Source organism: Bacillus solitudinis (genome assembly GCF_002797395.1).
Taxonomy (GTDB): domain Bacteria; phylum Bacillota; class Bacilli; order Bacillales; family Bacillaceae_D; genus Halalkalibacter_A; species Halalkalibacter_A solitudinis.
Window position 1 is genome coordinate 3,100,792 of the sequence record NZ_KZ454943.1, and the last position, 17,067, is coordinate 3,117,858.

Genomic DNA, 17,067 nt, shown 5'->3' on the forward strand with positions numbered 1-17,067 from the left:
TCTAGAAAAAACTAGGGAATTAAAAGGATAAGCACATTATTAGAGGAGAAAAAGATGGACTCATTTTATAAAAAGAGTTTCGAAGCTTCGCTTGTTGGACAAGCGTTTGTTAATCGTCAAGGGGAGTTTCAACTTGTTAATTCATCCTTTTGTCAGTCGGTTGGCTATAATCAGGAACATCTTCTATCAATAAAATTACAGTCTCTGATTATACAAGAAGATGAGTGCCTTTTAAATGAAGGAGCACAAGGGCAGCAATTTGAGAAGATGATTCTCCATGGAGAGGGTTATTTGCAATCGTTTATTTTTACGATAGAGGATTTGCTTATACCCGATTCGCTTTTTCTTGTACAATTAGACCGAATTTGCCTTCCGGTTGAGTTGCCGGACTCTCCACTTGTTGTTAGTGTCCATGGAAGAGATGAAGTTAGACTCCCAAAGAAAATACTTGATGGAATAAAAGACGCCATTGTTACAGTTTCGTTAAATGGACAATTCCTATATGTAAATGATGAAGCTCAGTCGATTTTCGAGTTATCTGGGAAAGAATTAAAGGATCTTGATTTTTGGTCATTTATACAAGAAGATAAGCATGAGTTTTTAAAGAAAATCTATCCACTTCTTGTAGGAGAAGATTATGTAGAAGTTGAGTTCTTTAAAGAAAAGCAACAAACCTGGTTTGATGTGAGAGCTTATCGTTCTGATGATCAGGTTACCCTGTATTTTATAAACATTACCAACCGAAAACAAATGGAGCAGGATCTTAGGGATAGTGAATTAAGATACAAAAGTCTAGTTGAACATACACCGGAAACTATTTCTGTCCACGATGAAAAAAATCTCATTTACATCAATCCTGCAGGTGGGAAATTGTTCCAGACGGACAAACTACATGAATTGTTCGGAAAACCTTTAATGGAGCTTTTTTTGGAACAGGATGTAAGATGTTTATTAGAAAACATCAAGCTATTACTAGCTGAAAAGAGTAAAGTGCTCTCCTCCATTCTTACCCTGCATTGCATGGATGGACAAGTAAAGGAAGTAGAAGCAACAACAACCGTGATTTTCTTTCGAGGGAAGCCTGCTTTCCGTACGATGTTAAACGATTTATCTGATCGAAAAAAGATGGATGATTTAATTCGTAAATCTGACAAACTTGCAGTTGTAGCACAGCTAGCAGCGGGAGTTGCTCATGAAATTAGAAATCCTTTAACAACGATAAAAGGATTTTTACAATTATTCGAACGTGATAAGGAATACAATAGTCGTTACTTGACCTTAGTTATGGAAGAACTTGGACATGTGGAGTCAATTATCTATGAATACTTGGCCCTGGCTAAACCAAACCATCAATCTCAATTTGAGAAGGTTAATCTTAAAGAGCTTATTTTTGAAGTGACGACATTACTTGAGCGTCAAATGATTATGAAAAATGCGGGAGTTAAGCTCGACTTCGAGGATGTTCCACTAACGTTCGGATCAGAAAAACAATTAAAACAAGTTTTTATTAATTTAATTCGGAATGCGTTAGATGCTGTCGGGCCAAATGGAGTAGTTATTATCCGCTTGTTTAAATACACAGACAATCAAATTTCTATCCAAGTTGAAGATAATGGATGTGGAATGACGAAGGAGCGTGTTGAACGCTTAGGAGAGCCTTTCTATTCGACGAAAGAGAAAGGCACGGGGCTTGGTTTAATGGTTTGTTATAAAATACTTGAGCACCATTGTGGCCTTATTAAAGTTAACAGTCAACTCGGTAAGGGTACCAAAATGGAAGTGATTTTACCTTCATATGAGGGTAAGCCAAGAAAAGAAGCTTTGCTCATCTGAGAAAGCTTCTTTCCTTTTCTTGATTTTTCTGCAGTTGCTCTTTTGAGAATTCTTTAATGGAGGCGATAAGATTGTCTTTCTCGAAATCGGACAATTCAAATGTTAGTCCGTACTGATACACACTAGGTAGTATCTTCTTCCATACAAACATTGCGCTAAGTTCGCTATGGTTTTCATTTAAGGTAAGCATAACTTTAATCATTATTTTCTTTTTCATAGGATCAGGGAATTCTAGCATGGTCTCCATTTTGAGCCCCCCTGGACTTATGTTAAGAAGAGTAATTTGTCCTGGGGAACTTTTCACCTTCCTACCATCAATTTCCAAAATATAAAAACTTACAGAAAGGGGTTGGGGAAATTCATATCGAAAGGAATCTGACCGTCGATATTGCATAGGCTTTCTTCCTTTATTATCTTTTAACAACAGTATACTTAATTTTTGATAAAATGGATAGAACTCAATAAACATGTAATATATTCTTAAAATAAGTGAAATTTTGTAAACTAAGGGAAAATACTTATGAATTGAGTGCATCTTTAGTATGATTAAAGAAGTTAGAACAGAAGATTCTAGCTACTTTGAAAAGGAGGAGTTTACCAATGAGTAAAAAACTACTTTACACTGTATTAGCAGGTGCATTATCAATTAGTGTATTAGCAGCTTGTGGAGATGCGACAGATGACCCAGCACCTCTAGAGGAAGATTCAGGCCTTGAAACTGAAGAAGAACCAATCGTAGAATAAATTTGATTTTAATACTTAACAAGAGTGGTTGCCTTTGCAGCCGCTCTATTTTTATGTTGATTTACTGGGTATGATAAGATGAAGGAAAAGACATTGAATGAGGGGTCATATGAATTTCAGAATCGGATATCGAACCATAAAAACAGCTCTAGGTGCAGCGATTGCTATTGCCATCGCCCATGGCATGCAACTGGAGTTTTACTCAGCAGCTGCAATTATAACAATTTTATGTATTTCAGTTACACGGCGTCAATCGTTACTGATTTCATGGCATAGAATTATTGCATGTTTGGTTGCCATGGTATTTAGCTTCGTTCTTTTTGAAGCACTGGGGTATAATCCATTAACGCTTGCTTTATTATTGTTATTGTTTATCCCTACGTCTGTAAAGTTAAAAGTGACAGAAGGAATCGTAACAAGCTGCGTTATAATACTGCATATTTATGTGATTGGGCAAGTTAGTTTAGCAATTTTATTGAATGAGCTTTTACTAATTTGTGTTGGAGTTGGGGTGGCACTAGTGATGAATTTATATATGCCTAGCCACGAGAAAAAACTTCGCTATTTCAGGCGTGAAATTGAAGAACATTTTAAATCGATTTTCAATGAGATGAGTACGTATATTCGTCACGGAGAAAGTATTTGGGATGGTAAAGAAATTCCAGAAACCCTTGCCCTTCTAAAGCAAGGGAAGGACATCGCTTTAACAAATATTCATAATCACATACTTCGTTACGAGGATCAATATTATCATTATTTTAAAATGAGAGAAAAACAATTTGAGATTATCGAAAGACTAATGCCTTTTGTTTCCTCAATTAATCGATCAGTACCTCAAGGGATTACGATTGCTGATTTTTTAGACGAACTAAGTAAATCAATTAGCCCAACGAACCATGTTCCTTATTTTCTAGACAGGTTAAATGATATGAAACGGGACTTCCAAGAAATGCCTTTACCAGAAACGAGAGAAGAATTTGAATTAAGGTCGTCGCTCTTTTATATTATGCACGAGCTTGAGCAGTATTTATTTATTAAAGATCGGCTTTGGAATGACGTGGATAAACGAATGGTATAGGGGAAACCTAACGAAAAAGAAAAGGGGCGAAAAGGTATGAAATGGATGCTCGCTATATTCTTGCTCGTAGCTTCACCAATCTGGCCTTTAGGTGAGAATCCTATTGTTGGTGACCCGTTTCTTATTGTTAATGTAACAACAAACCAATTATCCTTCTTTCAGGACGGTCAATTAGTGGATACTCATTCCGTTGCAACTGGAAAAAAAGGAGACGAGACGCCACTAGGCCTTTACACAATTATTGTAAAGGCAGAAAACCCATATTATCGAAAAAAAAATATACCAGGCGGTGATCCGAAAAACCCTCTTGGTAGTCGTTGGATAGGTTTTGATGCGAATGATACGGAGGGACGCACATATGGTGTTCATGGAACCAATCGACCCGATTCAATTGGAAAATCGGTGACTGCAGGTTGTCTTCGATTACCAAATGAATTGGTTGAGAAGTTGTTTGAACGTGTCCCACTAGGAACAAAAATATTAATTACGGATAGTGGGGAAGACTTCTACGCATTAGCGCAAAAGCATGGAGCGATTTAAAAATTAGTAAAAGCCGACAGCGTGTTAGTGTCGGCTTTAATATATGGTGGATCTTTAAGAATTTAAAAGATCGAAACTCCCATTAATACTGTCCCAAGAACCATAGTAATAATCATAATGTAGATAATTGTTTTTTGGAATTTACGTGGCATTTTGAAGACCTCCTTTTATCATACTTTCTATTTTACTGTGATTTTTGTATTTGGACAAGAGGAGGAATTCAATGATCTAAAAAAGGGAATCGAGCGGGAAAACTAGAAGTACTTTATATAGTCATAATTATAGTGGGGGTACATATGTTAAAAGTTAATGAACAGCGTTTAATAAATGAGTTTTTAGAGTTGGTTCAGATTGATTCTGAAACAAAGAATGAAAGCAAAATAGCACCGATATTAAAGGAGAAGTTTTCAGCCTTAGGGTTGGATGTTATTGAAGACGATGCAGCATCGACAACAGAACATGGAGCGGGAAATTTAATCTGTACATGGCATGGTCAACAGCAAAGCGCAGATCCAATATACTTTACCTCACACATGGATACTGTAGTTCCTGGTAACGGTGTAAAGCCATCGATAAAAGATGGGTATATTATAACAGACGGAACCACGATACTCGGAGCAGACGATAAAGCAGGGCTCGCAGCGATGCTTGAGGCAATACGCGTCATTCAAGAAGAGAACATCCCTCATGGTATGGTTCAATTCATCATTACAGTTGGTGAAGAGTCGGGTTTGGTGGGAGCAAAAGCAATGGATCGTCAATTATTACAAGCAAAGTATGGTTTTGCTCTTGATAGTGATGGACCGGTAGGCGACATCATTGTTGCGGCCCCTACGCAAGCAAAGATTAAGGCAATAGTTTATGGTAAAACGGCACATGCTGGAGTTGCACCTGAAAAGGGAATTTCTGCAATTACAGTTGCTGCAAAAGCTATTGCAAAAATGCCGCTCGGCCGGATAGATAAAGAAACAACTGCTAACATCGGACGATTTGAGGGTGGAAGTCAAACGAATATCGTGTGTGATCATGTTGAAATTCTTGCTGAGGCCAGGTCTCTTGTTAATGAAAAAATGGATCAACAAGTGAACAAAATGAAGGAAGCATTTTTGAAGACTGCTGAAGAGATGAAAACGACGGTTGATGTAAATGTAGACATTTTGTATCCTGGCTATAAGCTCAGTGATGGAGATCAAGTTGTTGAGGTGGCCAAACGGTCTCTTTTAGCCGTTGGACGGACACCGAATTTACTCCAAAGTGGCGGTGGTAGTGATGCAAATATCTTCTCGGGGTATGGTGTTCCGACGGTTAATTTAGCTGTGGGGTATGAGGATATTCACACGAAAAATGAAAAAATGCCAATTGCTGAGCTTATTAAGTTATCAGAAGCTGTAGTTTCGGTCATAAAAGAGGTCGCAAAATCGTAATCTTAATCATAATGAACCGATGTCCGTTCTATAGACATCGGTTCTTTTATTATTGTTGAGGAAAATAAATATGTTGCGTATTTTTTCTAATGCAAAAAGGTAGGTTGGTTGGAAGGGGTTCCGAACTCGATGCTTTCTAAGATAAATTCTTCTGAGTTTCCAATTAGCATAGACAGTTCTCTAATTGTTGGCGATTTAAGCTTTTGTTTACGACACCAACAAACAATAGATAATACTTGAGATAAAACATCAGAGTACTTATTAAGCTTTTTTCTACAGTTCTCATTCATAGAGGAGCCTCCTTTGTTCAAAAAAAGAACCTGTTAGAGCTCTATCTTAACGATAACGCAATTTGAAAATACACGCAACCTTTTTGACTTTCAAAAACGAACATATTTTCGTATAATGACAAAGGGGGGAATTGCTTTGAGTCAGAGACGAATTATTTTTCATGTTGATATGAATAGTTTTTACGCGTCCGTGGAAATGTCCTATAATCCTAAATTAAAAGGAAAGCCGATCGCCATAGCTGGCAATGTTGAGGAAAGACGTGGGATTATCGTAACAAGTAGCTATGAAGCTCGAGCTAAAGGTGTAAAAACTGCGATGCCAATTTGGCAGGCCAAGCAACTATGCCCCAAGCTTCTAATACTTCCCCCTAATTTTGAAAGATACCGCGGGGCATCAAGAACAATTTTTTCACTTTTACAAGAATATACACCTCTTGTACAACCAGTCTCAATTGATGAAGGATATCTTGATGTGACCTCCTACTTGGCAAAAATGCATCCTGTTACGTTAGCGCAAGACATTCAAAAGAGAATATTAGAAGAGATTGATTTACCGTGTAGTATTGGAATTGCACCAAATAAATTTCTGGCAAAAATGGCAAGTGATATGAAGAAGCCAAATGGTATAACGATTTTAAGAAAGCGCGATGTGGAAAAAAAGCTATGGCCTCTCCCGATTGATGAGATGTATGGTATTGGCAAGAGAACGGTCGATAAATGGCGTAAATATGGGTATGACACGATAGGAGATTTAGCTAAAGAAAGCCAGGGAATCATTCAACAGCGTTTTGGAATGAATGGGCTAAAGTTACATGAGCGCTCAAATGGGGTTGATAAGCGGCCCGTTGACCCTCAAGCTTTTTACGAATTTAAAAGTGTCGGTCATTCCACAACACTTCGAGAAGATACAAGGAGCGAGCAGAAAATCTCTGCGACATTCCAAGCTTTAGCAAATAAAGTTGCGGAGAGACTTAGTAAGAAGAAGGTTTGCGCAAATGGTGTTCAAATTACAATACGCTATCATAATTGGAAAACGGTTACCAAAAGTCAAAAAACATTGAACCCATTACAATACTCAGAAGACATTTTTAAAGAAGCTATTCATCTTTGGAGAACAGCATGGAATGGAGATGATGTTCGACTTCTTGGAATAAGTACATATGATTTAGTTGAACAGCGATATGCCTATAAGCAACTAGACTTATTTACGTATAAGCAGGATGCAAAAACGGATGATTTATTAAAAACAATTGAAACCATTCGCTCAAAATATGGTGAGAAAAGTTTATTTAAAGGAAATCAAATTTCTCTTGAATCTAATGATGGGTTAAGTAACAAAATAGGAGAAGGAACAAGTTTAGAACGTGATTTTTTAGATGAATGAAATTGTGAAAAAATATGGTGTTGACATCTTGATAGATTGGATTAATATATGATTAGGATGAGATAGGTGAGAAAGGGGTCTAGTAATAGATGACAAGCATAATGGCCTCGGTGAAGAGACTGAAATTTTATGCAATTGCAGTCTTTTTTTTGTGGGTAAAAACGTACGTATTATATAAAATTTGTTTTAACATCGAATCGACTAATGTACTTCAAGAATTTATTTTAATGATCAACCCTCTAAGTTCCTCAATTCTAATTTTAGGATTGGCGCTTTTTTTTCGAGAGAAGCATAGAGAAGTCATGTTAATTGGGATTAGTTTTGTTGCTTCATTAGTGCTTTATTTTAACGTTCTTTATTTTCGGTTTTTCTCTGATTTTATTACGTGGCCAGTGTTGTTCCAAACTAGTAATGCTCAAGATATACAAGGTAGTATGACAGAGCTTATGGGAATCGCTGATTTCTTAATATTTACAGACGTGATTATTTTACTGCTTCTTTCTGTTAAAGGGAGTATCCCTTTGGTCGTTAGTAAAAAAAGCGATAAAGGTTTTATCTTTTCGCTGGCTTTGTTACTATTTTTCGCAAACTTAGCACTCGCACAGGTGGAAAGACCTCAATTGCTGACGCGCTCGTTTGACCGAGAATTACTAGTTAAAAATATTGGGATGTTTAATTATCATGCGTATGATCTGTATCTTCAGTCTGAGTCAAAAGCACAGCGGGTGTTTGCAGATAGTTCTGAGATTATTGAGGTTAAAAATTATGCGAACGCAAAGTATAAAAGAGCAAATCCTGACTTTTTAGGCGTAGCAGAGGGGAAGAATGTAATTGTTCTTTCATTAGAATCACTACAAAGCTTTGTAATTAACAATAAAGTAAATGGTGAAGAAATTACCCCTTTTCTAAATGATTTAATCAAAGAAAGCTATTATTTCGATAACTTTTATCATCAAACAGAGCAAGGAAAGACGTCAGATTCTGAATTCATTGTTGACAATTCCATGTTTGGACGAGATAGTGGAGCTGTTTTCTTTACACATGCAACAAATGAATATCATGCCTTGCCTGAAATTCTAGGCAAGAACGGAATCTATACATCTGTCTTGCATCCGAATAACAAAAGCTTTTGGAACCGCGATATGATGTATCAAGCCTTAGGATATGACAAGTTTTATGATATTGACTCTTTTGATGTAACAGAAGAAAACTCGGTTGGCTGGGGATTAAAAGATGTAGACTTTTTTGAACAATCGATTGATATTTTAAAATCACAGCCTGAACCATACTATTCAAAATTAATTACATTAACAAACCATTTCCCATTTGAACTTGAAGAGGAGGACCGGTTGATTGATGAGTATGACTCAAATAGTCGAACACTAAATCGATACTTTCCTACTGTTCGTTATATGGATAGAGCCATTGAAGTGTTTTTTGAGAGGTTAAAAGAAGAAGGTCTTTACGAACAATCGATTTTCATTTTGTACGGAGACCATTATGGTATTTCAGCAAATCATAATAAAGCAATGGCCATGTATCTAAATAAATCAGAAATTACACCATATGATACCGTTCAGTTGCAACGTGTCCCTTTGATTATTCATGTTCCTGGGCAAACAAAACATGAGGTTAATCATACGGTTTCAGGCCAAATTGATTTAAAGCCAACCATAATGCATTTACTTGGGTTGGAACCGAAGCAAGATATTCAGTTTGGAACAGATGTTTTTTCTGAAAATCGCCAGTCGTTAGCTGTTTTACGAGATGGTAGTTTTATTACAGAAGATTATGTTTTTACTGAAAATACATGTTACCGAAAAGGTAGCGGTTTAGAAACAGATATAGCGCATTGTGAGCCTTTTTTAAATAAAACCATGCAGGATCTGGATTATTCTGATAAAGTACTTTTCGGTGATTTACTACGTTATTATCAAGAGCATTAACGGCTAAATTGAAGGGGGAGTGTCATAAAATCAAAAACTGACCTAGTGACACTGAAGCCACTGAAAAAAGGTGAAAATCGTACCTTTTTCATCACCTTGTTTAAATAGAATGGATTGGCACGTTGAGCGCCCTGCTATGAGTGATTTTCTCATAGCAGGGCTTTTCTAAATGAAGCAACGGCCGCGATCTTTGCTTAGAGGGCACTAAAAAAGGAAAAGTCGACCTTTTTCAGTGCCTCAGTAACACTCCCCCTTTTGACTTCTAAACCCTTTGTGAAAAATTAGCCGGTTTTACCATTAAGTTTGAACAATTTTATCCGATATTAAGTGTAGAGAGAAACTGATCGGGAGCGTGAAGGGCATGCAAATTAGTAACCAACTACAGACACAATCACCTCAAACCGAACGACCAATGCGTGAAGGTGAGGTTTATCGCGCAACCATTAAAGAGCGTATTGGAAAGAACGAAGCGTTGCTTTCCATCCGGGGTCGTGAAGTCGTTGCGAAATTTGAAGGTTCCATCCCTTCTGGTGACCGAACGACGATACAAGTAACAGATCCTAAAGGAGACGTTATCCAAGTCAGAGCCATTACGGAAGAGACGAAAGGACAAAAAGCGAGTACAAGCGATGTGAATCAAACATTACGACAATTAGGATCACCACAAGCTTCGGCTGAATTACGTCAAGCCGCTCAAATGTTAATGGATAAAGGTGTACCATTAACCCGCGAATCTGTGCAAGAGTTACACCGTTTTATTAATGAAGGTCGAACAGAAGAACGTTTACAAACAGTACAGGCATTAGCGAACAAACGGTTAGAGGTAACTGCATCTCATTTACGTTCGGTTCACGAAGCGTTACATGGTCGACCATTAAATCAAGTATTAGATGCATTGGCACGTGAAATAGATCAGAATTTTAAAGTCGAGGCCCGTTCCAGTGACAATAGGCAGCAAGGACAAGCTGAACAGGTAAGCGCTAGTAGGGACAGAGGTCAACGGCAGGAGATGCGAACACCCGAACAGAACCAATCTGTTCGTGGCGATGCGCTAGGGAAAGAACGAGTCGTGCAGGATGCTATCGCACGGGAAAGGCCCGTTAGCGAACAAGTTCGAGAAGTAAGGGATCAAGTTCGTCAGGAGCCGAATACACAGCGTGCTATAGATCAAGTGCGTCAACAAGTTGTGAATCATCCTCAAATGAACCGTGAGTCTTCACAATTTGTGGAAAGAGCAACCTCAGAAGCGAGTCATCTTAACCTAGTTGGTCGGGAGCGAATGGAACAAGCGATTCAACAGTTAGAACGACAAGCATCAACAACATCTGAAAAAGATCTGGTGCGGGAATTACGTTCCCTTTTACAAAATGAGTCAATAGCAAGAGCTACTGAACAAGGTAAAGTATTAATTCAATCGGCTTCGGTCTCTGCAGAAGTTAAGCAAAGCCTGGAAAAAGCTTTTTCACAATCGCAACAGTTGGATCAAGTCGGAAGAGAACGAATACTACAAGCATTAGTAAGGGTTGAGCAGATAACAAGCCAAATGGACGATCAAAAATTAATAGTGTCAAAGAGCGTTCAGGTACAGCCAAGCTCATTATCGGAAGCCCTAAAGCAAGCGCAAGTCCAGTTTCAACGTGAAGCAAGCTTTGAAAAAGCCGTTCAGCAATTGCAATCACAATTGAATAATCATCCTGATATGAGCGAAGAGATGAAAGATAATTTAAATAAAACGATTAGTCAAGCTCAAGAACGTGTGAGTCAAGGGAGAGAAATGGCAGCACGTCAAGAAGTGATGCGGCCCCTTCAACAATTAGAGCAAATAGCCAGAGCGGCAGATCCAGTCTCGTCGATTTATACACAAAATGAACAATTCCAGACGAGTGTTGAGATGGCGAGTAAAAATATTGCTGTCACAACAATTACCCAAAAATTGGCGGAAGTTGCTGCTGATTTTAAATCAATGCAACGGGATATCACGAGAACCCTTGACCAAATTTCTCGACAAATTGATCAGTTTCGTTCGCAAGCACATCCGCAGGCTAAGCCACTACTAGAAACAACGATAAAGAAATTAGATAATGCGATATTGAAAAGTGAAATGTTGTTATTTACAGATATGAAAACAGAGCGAAGCCTCATGCAAGCGAGTAGTCAATTAGCAGAAGCAAAAAAACTACTTGCAAAAGGTCAGCATCAAGCAGCCAATCTAATTGTTAAAGACGTGAAGCAGGAAATGGAACGATTAAATTTTCAACCGTCCGAAACAAAGGTGAAGCATTATGTAGCCTTAAATGAACGTCAGCAATCAGAAAGTCGAACCCCTACTCAGACCTATACGCAGCAGTACGGGGAAACCGCTACTAGAGTGTCCGGTCAAGAGGGATCTCCTCGAGCGATGTTTGAAATGATGCGAGGACTCGGTTTAAACCGTGATAGTGAATTGGCCCAGCAATTCGCATCAAATCGTGACCAGCAGCAACAAGAAGAAAGTCAGCGTAATGTCAAATCAGCGTTAATGCAGCTGATGCGTGGAGAAGAAGAAGGAAGTAGAACGAGTCAGCTTGCAAGTCAAGCGCTGAATAACGTGACAGGACAGCAATTATTAAGTCGGTCAGATCAGCAAGGGAATTTGCAAAGCATGTTTTTTAATTTACCATTACTCCTTCAAGAAAAAGTTGAAAATCTTCAAGTGTATGTGAATTCGCGTCAAGAAGGCGACAAAGTAGATTGGGAGAATTGTAGTTTGTACTTCCTAATGGAAACACCAAAAATGGGAGGAATCGGTATTATGGTCACAGCAACAGAAAGACAGCTTGCGGTGACTTTGAAAAATGATAACAAGGATTTCAAACAAAGAATGGAACCGTTTATCGATCAAGCAGTCGAGAGGCTATCTGAAATTGGTTACTCCATTAGCGGGATTAAGTATGCAAAGTTAAATGTGGATGAACCAAAAACATCTAGAGAAGAAACAACACCAAAGCAGCAACCGGTGTTTACGGAGAAGGGGTTTGATTTTAAAATATGATTATATCCAAGCATTTTAATCAAAAGCAGCGTCGGAACATTAACGGTCCGACGGCTGCCGTCATTCGATATGATGAGGAAAACGGGAATACACCAAAGGTCGTGGCCCAAGGAAAAGGCCAAGTTGCCAACCAAATTATAGAGCTTGCTAAACAAAACAACGTTGCCATGCAAGAAGACCCGATGCTCGTACAAAATCTACTAGATATGGATCTCGGAGACAACATCCCGCCACAGCTTTACTCGGTCATGGCAGAAATTTTATTACTTATCGAGGAAATGGAAAAAAACTATTAAACAATCTCAGACAAATTCCGATATAAATTTTAGGAGATAGGAAGACGGAGGTGGACCCATGACAACGTTTTTAACGAACGAAGCCCTTCATCAAAAAACATCGCAGGAGTTAACATCGCTATTATATGAAGCCTGCTACGATAATTTAGAAAAAGCCATGACAACGATTGATGATAAAGACTTTATTCAGGCAAATGAGCACTTGCAAAAAGCAAGTGACATTCTACATAGACTTGGTGCCGGGATCAATTATGAAGCAGGTATTGTTGCCGACCAGTTAGAGCAAGTTTATAACTATATGGCAGATAAAATTTTTGAAGCCAATTTCAAAAAGGATAAAACACTAATTGAAGAAGTATTAAAATTATTAACACCTATTATGTCTTCATGGAATGAAGCCATGAAGAAGAAGCGTGATGTTCAACCAAGAGTCTTGAAACAAAAAGCAAGTGCATACGAAAGTACTTCCGTTTACGGAGACTAATAAAAGGAGTTCACTTATATGAAAATTAATAATAATATTCAAGCATTAAATTCATACCGGAATCTAAATAAAAACCAATTTGCAACATCAAAAAATCTTGAGAAGCTTTCATCAGGTCTTCGCATAAACCGTGCTGCAGATGATGCAGCTGGTTTAGCAATTTCTGAAAAAATGCGCTCACAAATCCGTGGATTAAAGCAAGCAGAACGTAATTCTATGGACGGGATCTCATTAATGCAGACAGCGGAAGGTGCCCTACAAGAAGTACATGCAATGTTACAACGTATGCGTGAATTAGCAGTGCAGGGAGCAAATGATACAAACACTGAGTATGATCGTGAGCAAATCCAAAAAGAAATTGAACAATTAAAGTTAGAAATTGATAGTATTTCAGAGAAGACAGAGTTCAATACTCGTACATTACTAAATGGTTCAAGTGCGGTTTTAACAACTTATAAGAATGCAAATGAAACAAATGCAGCTCAATTAAAAGATTTTCCGATGGTTATAAATCCAGCATTAAAATCGGGTGACTATCGTTTAGATATTAGCGATATTGGACAAGTAGTTCGTATCACTCAGCCAGCGGCAGGTATTGGACAACCTGATGATGTTGGTTTTGAAGACGCGGCTGACAAAAATGCATTAGGAGAATATACAATCAATATTCGCAATTATGATGACTCAATCTCTCCAAAAGGAGCGTCAATTGAGGTAATTGGACCTGATGGAATTCCACTTGATAAGAAAGCAGTGGAAGTTGGTACTGGAGCGACTCCTGGAAGAGCTGTTATAGGTGGTTTATCGATTGATGTTGAAAAAATTACAGGTGCGGGTACTGCTAAAGTCACAATGGAAATGAAAGCAGACTTCTCTGTTTTTTATAAAAAAGATAATGCGGATTTTGATGAGTATGACAGAATTGAATTTGACAAAGAAATCACAACTCGTAATGGTGTTGTTCGCCACGGAGGGTTGGAATTTAGATTTGATAGTGGTATCCAACCTTCTGATGATACAGAGCCAAATCCTTCAGGCACACCTTCTGGTAATACTACAGAGTTTGCTCTAATCAACAATGCTCTTGCATTCCAAATTGGGCCGAATACTAACCAAAATGTCATGATTGATATTCCACAACTTGACACAGTGCGTCTAGGTATTGAGAAAGTGGATGTAACGACTCAAGCAGGTGCAAATCAAGCAATTTTCACATTAGACCAAGCGATTAACATTCTCTCTGATGTTCGTGCAAAACTCGGTGCTACACAAAATCGTATGGAACACACGATCAACAACTTACAAGTTACACATGAGAATTTAACAGCTGCAGAATCTCGTATCCGTGATGCGGATATGGCCCTAGAAATGACCGAATTCACGCGGAACAACATCCTTAACCAATCAGCAACAGCGATGCTTGCACAAGCGAATCAGTTGCCACAAGGTGTTCTACAGCTTTTACAATAATTTCGTAAAAAGCGAAAAGGCCTCGGTCTTTTCGCTTTTTCTTTACCATTTATTGTAGCCGTTTTTTTTGAACACGATGTTTAAGGGAATGTGCTAGAATGATTATAATATGATGAAGAAGGCGGGAACGAGATGGATGTTCAACGAATTGGAAAAACTGGCATAGGAAAGGTCGAGTCAAAAAAACAAGAACCAACAGCACGTGTCTCATTTTCTGAAGTCATCGGTCAAAAGCGCGATGAGAAGGTTTATGAGAGACTCTCGCTTCTAATGGGGAAGATTGACGACCAGGGCAAAGTTCTCTCCGAGTCTAGAACTGTTGATGAGCTACGAAAGTATAAACAGCTCGTTAAAGAGTTTATGGAAGATGCCGTTCAATTTGGTCTTAGCTTAGAGGAACGACGTGGCTTTAATCGTCGCGGTCGGACGAAAATATACAAAATTGTTCAAGAAGTAGACCGTAAACTTCTAGATTTAACAGATGCCGTCCTTGAGAAGCAAAAAAAAGGACTCGATATTTTAAATATGGTTGGAGAAATAAAAGGGTTACTTGTAAATGTATATGCATAGAAGGTGCTCTACTGCCTCTTAATTAAGAGACAGTACTAGATCCTGGAGTGGGTGAGTATTGTTGCAGCAGGGGTGTTCAAAGGGGTAATTTCGCCTCTTTTGGACATCTCTTTTTAAAAAGATAAAAAGGATAATAGGAGAGCAGTGGATCCGTCGTTTCTTATAAGAGCGGGAAGACTAGGAGTAAGAGACAATCAAAGACCAAATGCGAGACTATGACAATGGCTAGGTTCTTTGTTCTGGCGTAGAGATAGGACCAAATAAATCCTGCGAAAAGGGCAGCTAGAACGAGGAGCAGACTGCCTGAGAACAAATGAACGCCTGCGTAGAGACATGTTCCGATTATGGAAGCTTTGAGAGGCTGAGCCCTCTCAGTGAGTTTCTTAACAATAAAACCTCTCCAGAACCATTCCTCTCCTGGGATAATAATGAGAAACAACCAAATAAAATGGAGAATCGACTTTGGTTGAACAAGCTCATACAATTCACGTAATTGACTGAGAAGAGGTAGACCTGTTAGCTCGATTAGCCAATTACCTACCGCAAATAAGAGATAAAGCAACGTCCCGCTTATCACAGCAAGGCCCCACTCCTTTTTCGACAGAAGTCTTATCTCCATTTTAGTAAAAGAGATCGCATACAAAGAGAGAATGGCTAAGGAAAGTGGGAATATAATCCAAAAACCAAGTGGCTGCCACTTAAAAGACAATGCTAGTAAAAGTGCAGCTAATAGTAAACCAAACCAAAAAGAACGTGTGTTTATCATAGTGAAATTCCTTTTTTATAGTATAGTATCTTTACGTTATTGTCGACAAATCGGCTGTCTTGGAGGAATTGATATGACGCGACTTACATTTACATATGAGACGATAATAGAAGCACCAATCGATGAGACTTGGACGTTTTTTTCCACGGCTGATAATTTAGCAAGAATGACTACATTTCCTAAAGTGAGCATTCAGTCAAATCCAGTTACTGCAACAGGGAATCTGATAAAGATGGAATTAAAGGTAGCCGGATTTTCAATTGAATGGCATTCACTTATTGAAGAAGTAAAACCGCAGCATTTTTTTTATTGATGTCGGTCAAAGGCTTCCTTTCCCTTTAAAATCATGGCGACATACACATTCATTTAAAGACCACGGTCATAAGACGTTAATGACAGACCAAGTGGAATGCGAGTCATTATTCCCGTCCATTTTTATTCGGTCTATTTTAATTAGAATGTTTAAAGGTAGGGCTCGTGCCGTTAATCAGTTTATGCGCACATAAATTCAATTTATAAAGAGAGAGGGTGTGCAAAATTTTCTTTTTTGCACACCCTCTCTCTTTATTTAAAGTATAAAATTTTTTAGTGATTCAAAGAAGAACAATGGCTCCGCACATTGCATCAATAGCTACGCAGTTTTTCTATTGATGCAAGTATTTACTAATGAGTTTTAAAATAGAGCTTCTAATAAGGATTCCGAGAAAGGCCCCATCATCATCTAAAACACAAATAAAAGGGGCATTAATGGATAGCGTTAAAGCTTTTGCAAATGTGTCATTCTTATGAATTGTTGGTAAGGAAGGCTGCATAACATCTTCTACTTTTAACGTAGCTAGCCGTTCAATTTCGATGTTCTCTAAACCGAGTAAAGAATCGAGTATTAAAGACTTACTTATTAAGCCATGTAGTTTGAAAGCTGGATCGAGAACAGGGATGGCTGTATAACCTGACTTAATTAGGACGAGTAATGCATGTTCTAGAGGATTTGCAAGCTGAACATGTGCTACTTTTTCAACGGAGATAATAATCGGCTTAATTTCTTTATCCATTAATGATAGGTCTTTTAAGTGTTGAATCATGGTTATCACTTCTTTTTAAAATTTTTTGAACAAAGGACTATATTAATCGTACAAGTGGACGAAATGTTTTGTCAAGTTTATTGAAATCGCTTTCAATTTTTAGTGGGAATGAAATTTGGATATCCTACT

18 protein-coding genes are annotated in these 17,067 nt (G+C 38.1%); 13 read left to right on the top strand and 5 right to left on the bottom strand.

Annotation, left to right across the window (positions count from 1 at the left end; genetic code table 11):
* Nucleotides 1-54: 54 nt before the first annotated feature.
* Nucleotides 55-1,833 carry a PAS domain S-box protein gene (locus CEF19_RS15270; RefSeq protein WP_100406842.1) on the top strand — a complete coding sequence of 593 codons (1,779 nt, stop codon included), beginning with the start codon at nucleotides 55-57 and terminating at the stop codon, nucleotides 1,831-1,833.
* Here the strand turns inward: CEF19_RS15270 and CEF19_RS23205 are convergent.
* Entirely contained in the window at nucleotides 1,826-2,080 is a 255-nt protein-coding gene (locus CEF19_RS23205) for a hypothetical protein (RefSeq protein WP_157800970.1), read from the bottom strand. The genes CEF19_RS15270 and CEF19_RS23205 overlap by 8 nt on opposite strands.
* Before the next feature lie 353 nt (nucleotides 2,081-2,433).
* On the opposite strand from CEF19_RS23205, the gene CEF19_RS23550 reads away from it, so the two are divergent.
* From CEF19_RS23550 to CEF19_RS15285, 3 genes are all read left to right on the top strand, one after another.
* The gene (locus CEF19_RS23550; RefSeq protein WP_198510296.1) at nucleotides 2,434-2,577 is read left to right on the top strand and encodes a hypothetical protein; all 144 of its coding nucleotides are present in this window, start codon (nucleotides 2,434-2,436) and stop codon (nucleotides 2,575-2,577) included.
* A gap of 109 nt (nucleotides 2,578-2,686) precedes the next feature.
* Nucleotides 2,687-3,655: an aromatic acid exporter family protein gene (locus tag CEF19_RS15280; protein ID WP_100406844.1), complete on the top strand. Its 969-nt coding sequence runs from the start codon at nucleotides 2,687-2,689 to the stop codon at nucleotides 3,653-3,655.
* Nucleotides 3,656-3,691: 36 nt separating this feature from the next.
* Nucleotides 3,692-4,195 carry a L,D-transpeptidase gene (locus CEF19_RS15285; protein WP_100406845.1) on the top strand — a complete coding sequence of 168 codons (504 nt, stop codon included), beginning with the start codon at nucleotides 3,692-3,694 and terminating at the stop codon, nucleotides 4,193-4,195.
* A 62-nt stretch (nucleotides 4,196-4,257) separates the two neighbouring features.
* Here the strand turns inward: CEF19_RS15285 and prli42 are convergent, their stop codons facing one another.
* Nucleotides 4,258-4,347 (bottom strand): stressosome-associated protein Prli42, encoded by a 90-nt coding sequence (gene prli42, locus CEF19_RS23210; RefSeq protein WP_157800971.1) that lies wholly within the window; start codon nucleotides 4,345-4,347, stop codon nucleotides 4,258-4,260.
* A gap of 144 nt (nucleotides 4,348-4,491) precedes the next feature.
* Between prli42 and CEF19_RS15290 the strand changes: the two genes are divergently transcribed.
* Nucleotides 4,492-5,619: a tripeptidase T gene (locus tag CEF19_RS15290; RefSeq protein ID WP_100406846.1), complete on the top strand. Its 1,128-nt coding sequence runs from the start codon at nucleotides 4,492-4,494 to the stop codon at nucleotides 5,617-5,619.
* 86 nt (nucleotides 5,620-5,705) lie between these two features.
* On the opposite strand, the gene CEF19_RS15295 is transcribed toward CEF19_RS15290, so the two are convergent.
* The gene (locus CEF19_RS15295; RefSeq protein WP_100406847.1) at nucleotides 5,706-5,909 is read right to left on the bottom strand and encodes a hypothetical protein; all 204 of its coding nucleotides are present in this window, start codon (nucleotides 5,907-5,909) and stop codon (nucleotides 5,706-5,708) included.
* 136 nt (nucleotides 5,910-6,045) lie between these two features.
* Here CEF19_RS15295 and CEF19_RS15300 point away from each other — a divergent pair, with 136 nt between their 5' ends.
* The 7 genes from CEF19_RS15300 to CEF19_RS15330 all read left to right on the top strand — a co-directional run bounded on the left by CEF19_RS15300 (nucleotide 6,046) and on the right by CEF19_RS15330 (nucleotide 15,090).
* Nucleotides 6,046-7,293, top strand: a complete 1,248-nt coding sequence (locus tag CEF19_RS15300) for a DNA polymerase IV (protein WP_100406848.1) — start codon at nucleotides 6,046-6,048, stop codon at nucleotides 7,291-7,293.
* An 89-nt stretch (nucleotides 7,294-7,382) separates the two neighbouring features.
* Nucleotides 7,383-9,239 carry an LTA synthase family protein gene (locus CEF19_RS15305; RefSeq protein ID WP_100406849.1) on the top strand — a complete coding sequence of 619 codons (1,857 nt, stop codon included), beginning with the start codon at nucleotides 7,383-7,385 and terminating at the stop codon, nucleotides 9,237-9,239.
* Nucleotides 9,240-9,600: 361 nt separating this feature from the next.
* Entirely contained in the window at nucleotides 9,601-12,270 is a 2,670-nt protein-coding gene (locus CEF19_RS15310; RefSeq protein WP_100406850.1) for a hypothetical protein, read from the top strand.
* Complete coding sequence (locus CEF19_RS15315) at nucleotides 12,267-12,566, top strand: EscU/YscU/HrcU family type III secretion system export apparatus switch protein (protein WP_198510298.1); 300 nt, start codon at nucleotides 12,267-12,269, stop codon at nucleotides 12,564-12,566. The genes CEF19_RS15310 and CEF19_RS15315 overlap by 4 nt, the downstream gene beginning before the upstream one ends.
* A 58-nt stretch (nucleotides 12,567-12,624) precedes the next feature.
* The gene (gene fliS / locus CEF19_RS15320) at nucleotides 12,625-13,050 is read left to right on the top strand and encodes a flagellar export chaperone FliS (RefSeq protein ID WP_100406851.1); all 426 of its coding nucleotides are present in this window, start codon (nucleotides 12,625-12,627) and stop codon (nucleotides 13,048-13,050) included.
* Between the two features lie 18 nt (nucleotides 13,051-13,068).
* Nucleotides 13,069-14,520: a flagellin N-terminal helical domain-containing protein gene (locus CEF19_RS15325; protein ID WP_100406852.1), complete on the top strand. Its 1,452-nt coding sequence runs from the start codon at nucleotides 13,069-13,071 to the stop codon at nucleotides 14,518-14,520.
* 132 nt (nucleotides 14,521-14,652) lie between these two features.
* A complete protein-coding gene (locus CEF19_RS15330; protein WP_100406853.1) occupies nucleotides 14,653-15,090 on the top strand; it encodes a YaaR family protein in 438 nt (145 codons plus the stop codon).
* A 160-nt stretch (nucleotides 15,091-15,250) separates the two neighbouring features.
* On the opposite strand, the gene CEF19_RS15335 is transcribed toward CEF19_RS15330, so the two are convergent.
* Nucleotides 15,251-15,856 carry a CPBP family intramembrane glutamic endopeptidase gene (locus CEF19_RS15335; RefSeq protein ID WP_100406854.1) on the bottom strand — a complete coding sequence of 202 codons (606 nt, stop codon included), beginning with the start codon at nucleotides 15,854-15,856 and terminating at the stop codon, nucleotides 15,251-15,253.
* A 73-nt stretch (nucleotides 15,857-15,929) separates the two neighbouring features.
* On the opposite strand from CEF19_RS15335, the gene CEF19_RS15340 reads away from it, so the two are divergent.
* A complete protein-coding gene (locus CEF19_RS15340; protein ID WP_100406855.1) occupies nucleotides 15,930-16,169 on the top strand; it encodes an SRPBCC family protein in 240 nt (79 codons plus the stop codon).
* Nucleotides 16,170-16,500: 331 nt separating this feature from the next.
* On the opposite strand, the gene cbpB is transcribed toward CEF19_RS15340, so the two are convergent.
* Entirely contained in the window at nucleotides 16,501-16,938 is a 438-nt protein-coding gene (gene cbpB / locus CEF19_RS15345) for a cyclic-di-AMP-binding protein CbpB (RefSeq protein ID WP_100406856.1), read from the bottom strand.
* Between the last annotated feature and the right edge of the window lie 129 nt (nucleotides 16,939-17,067).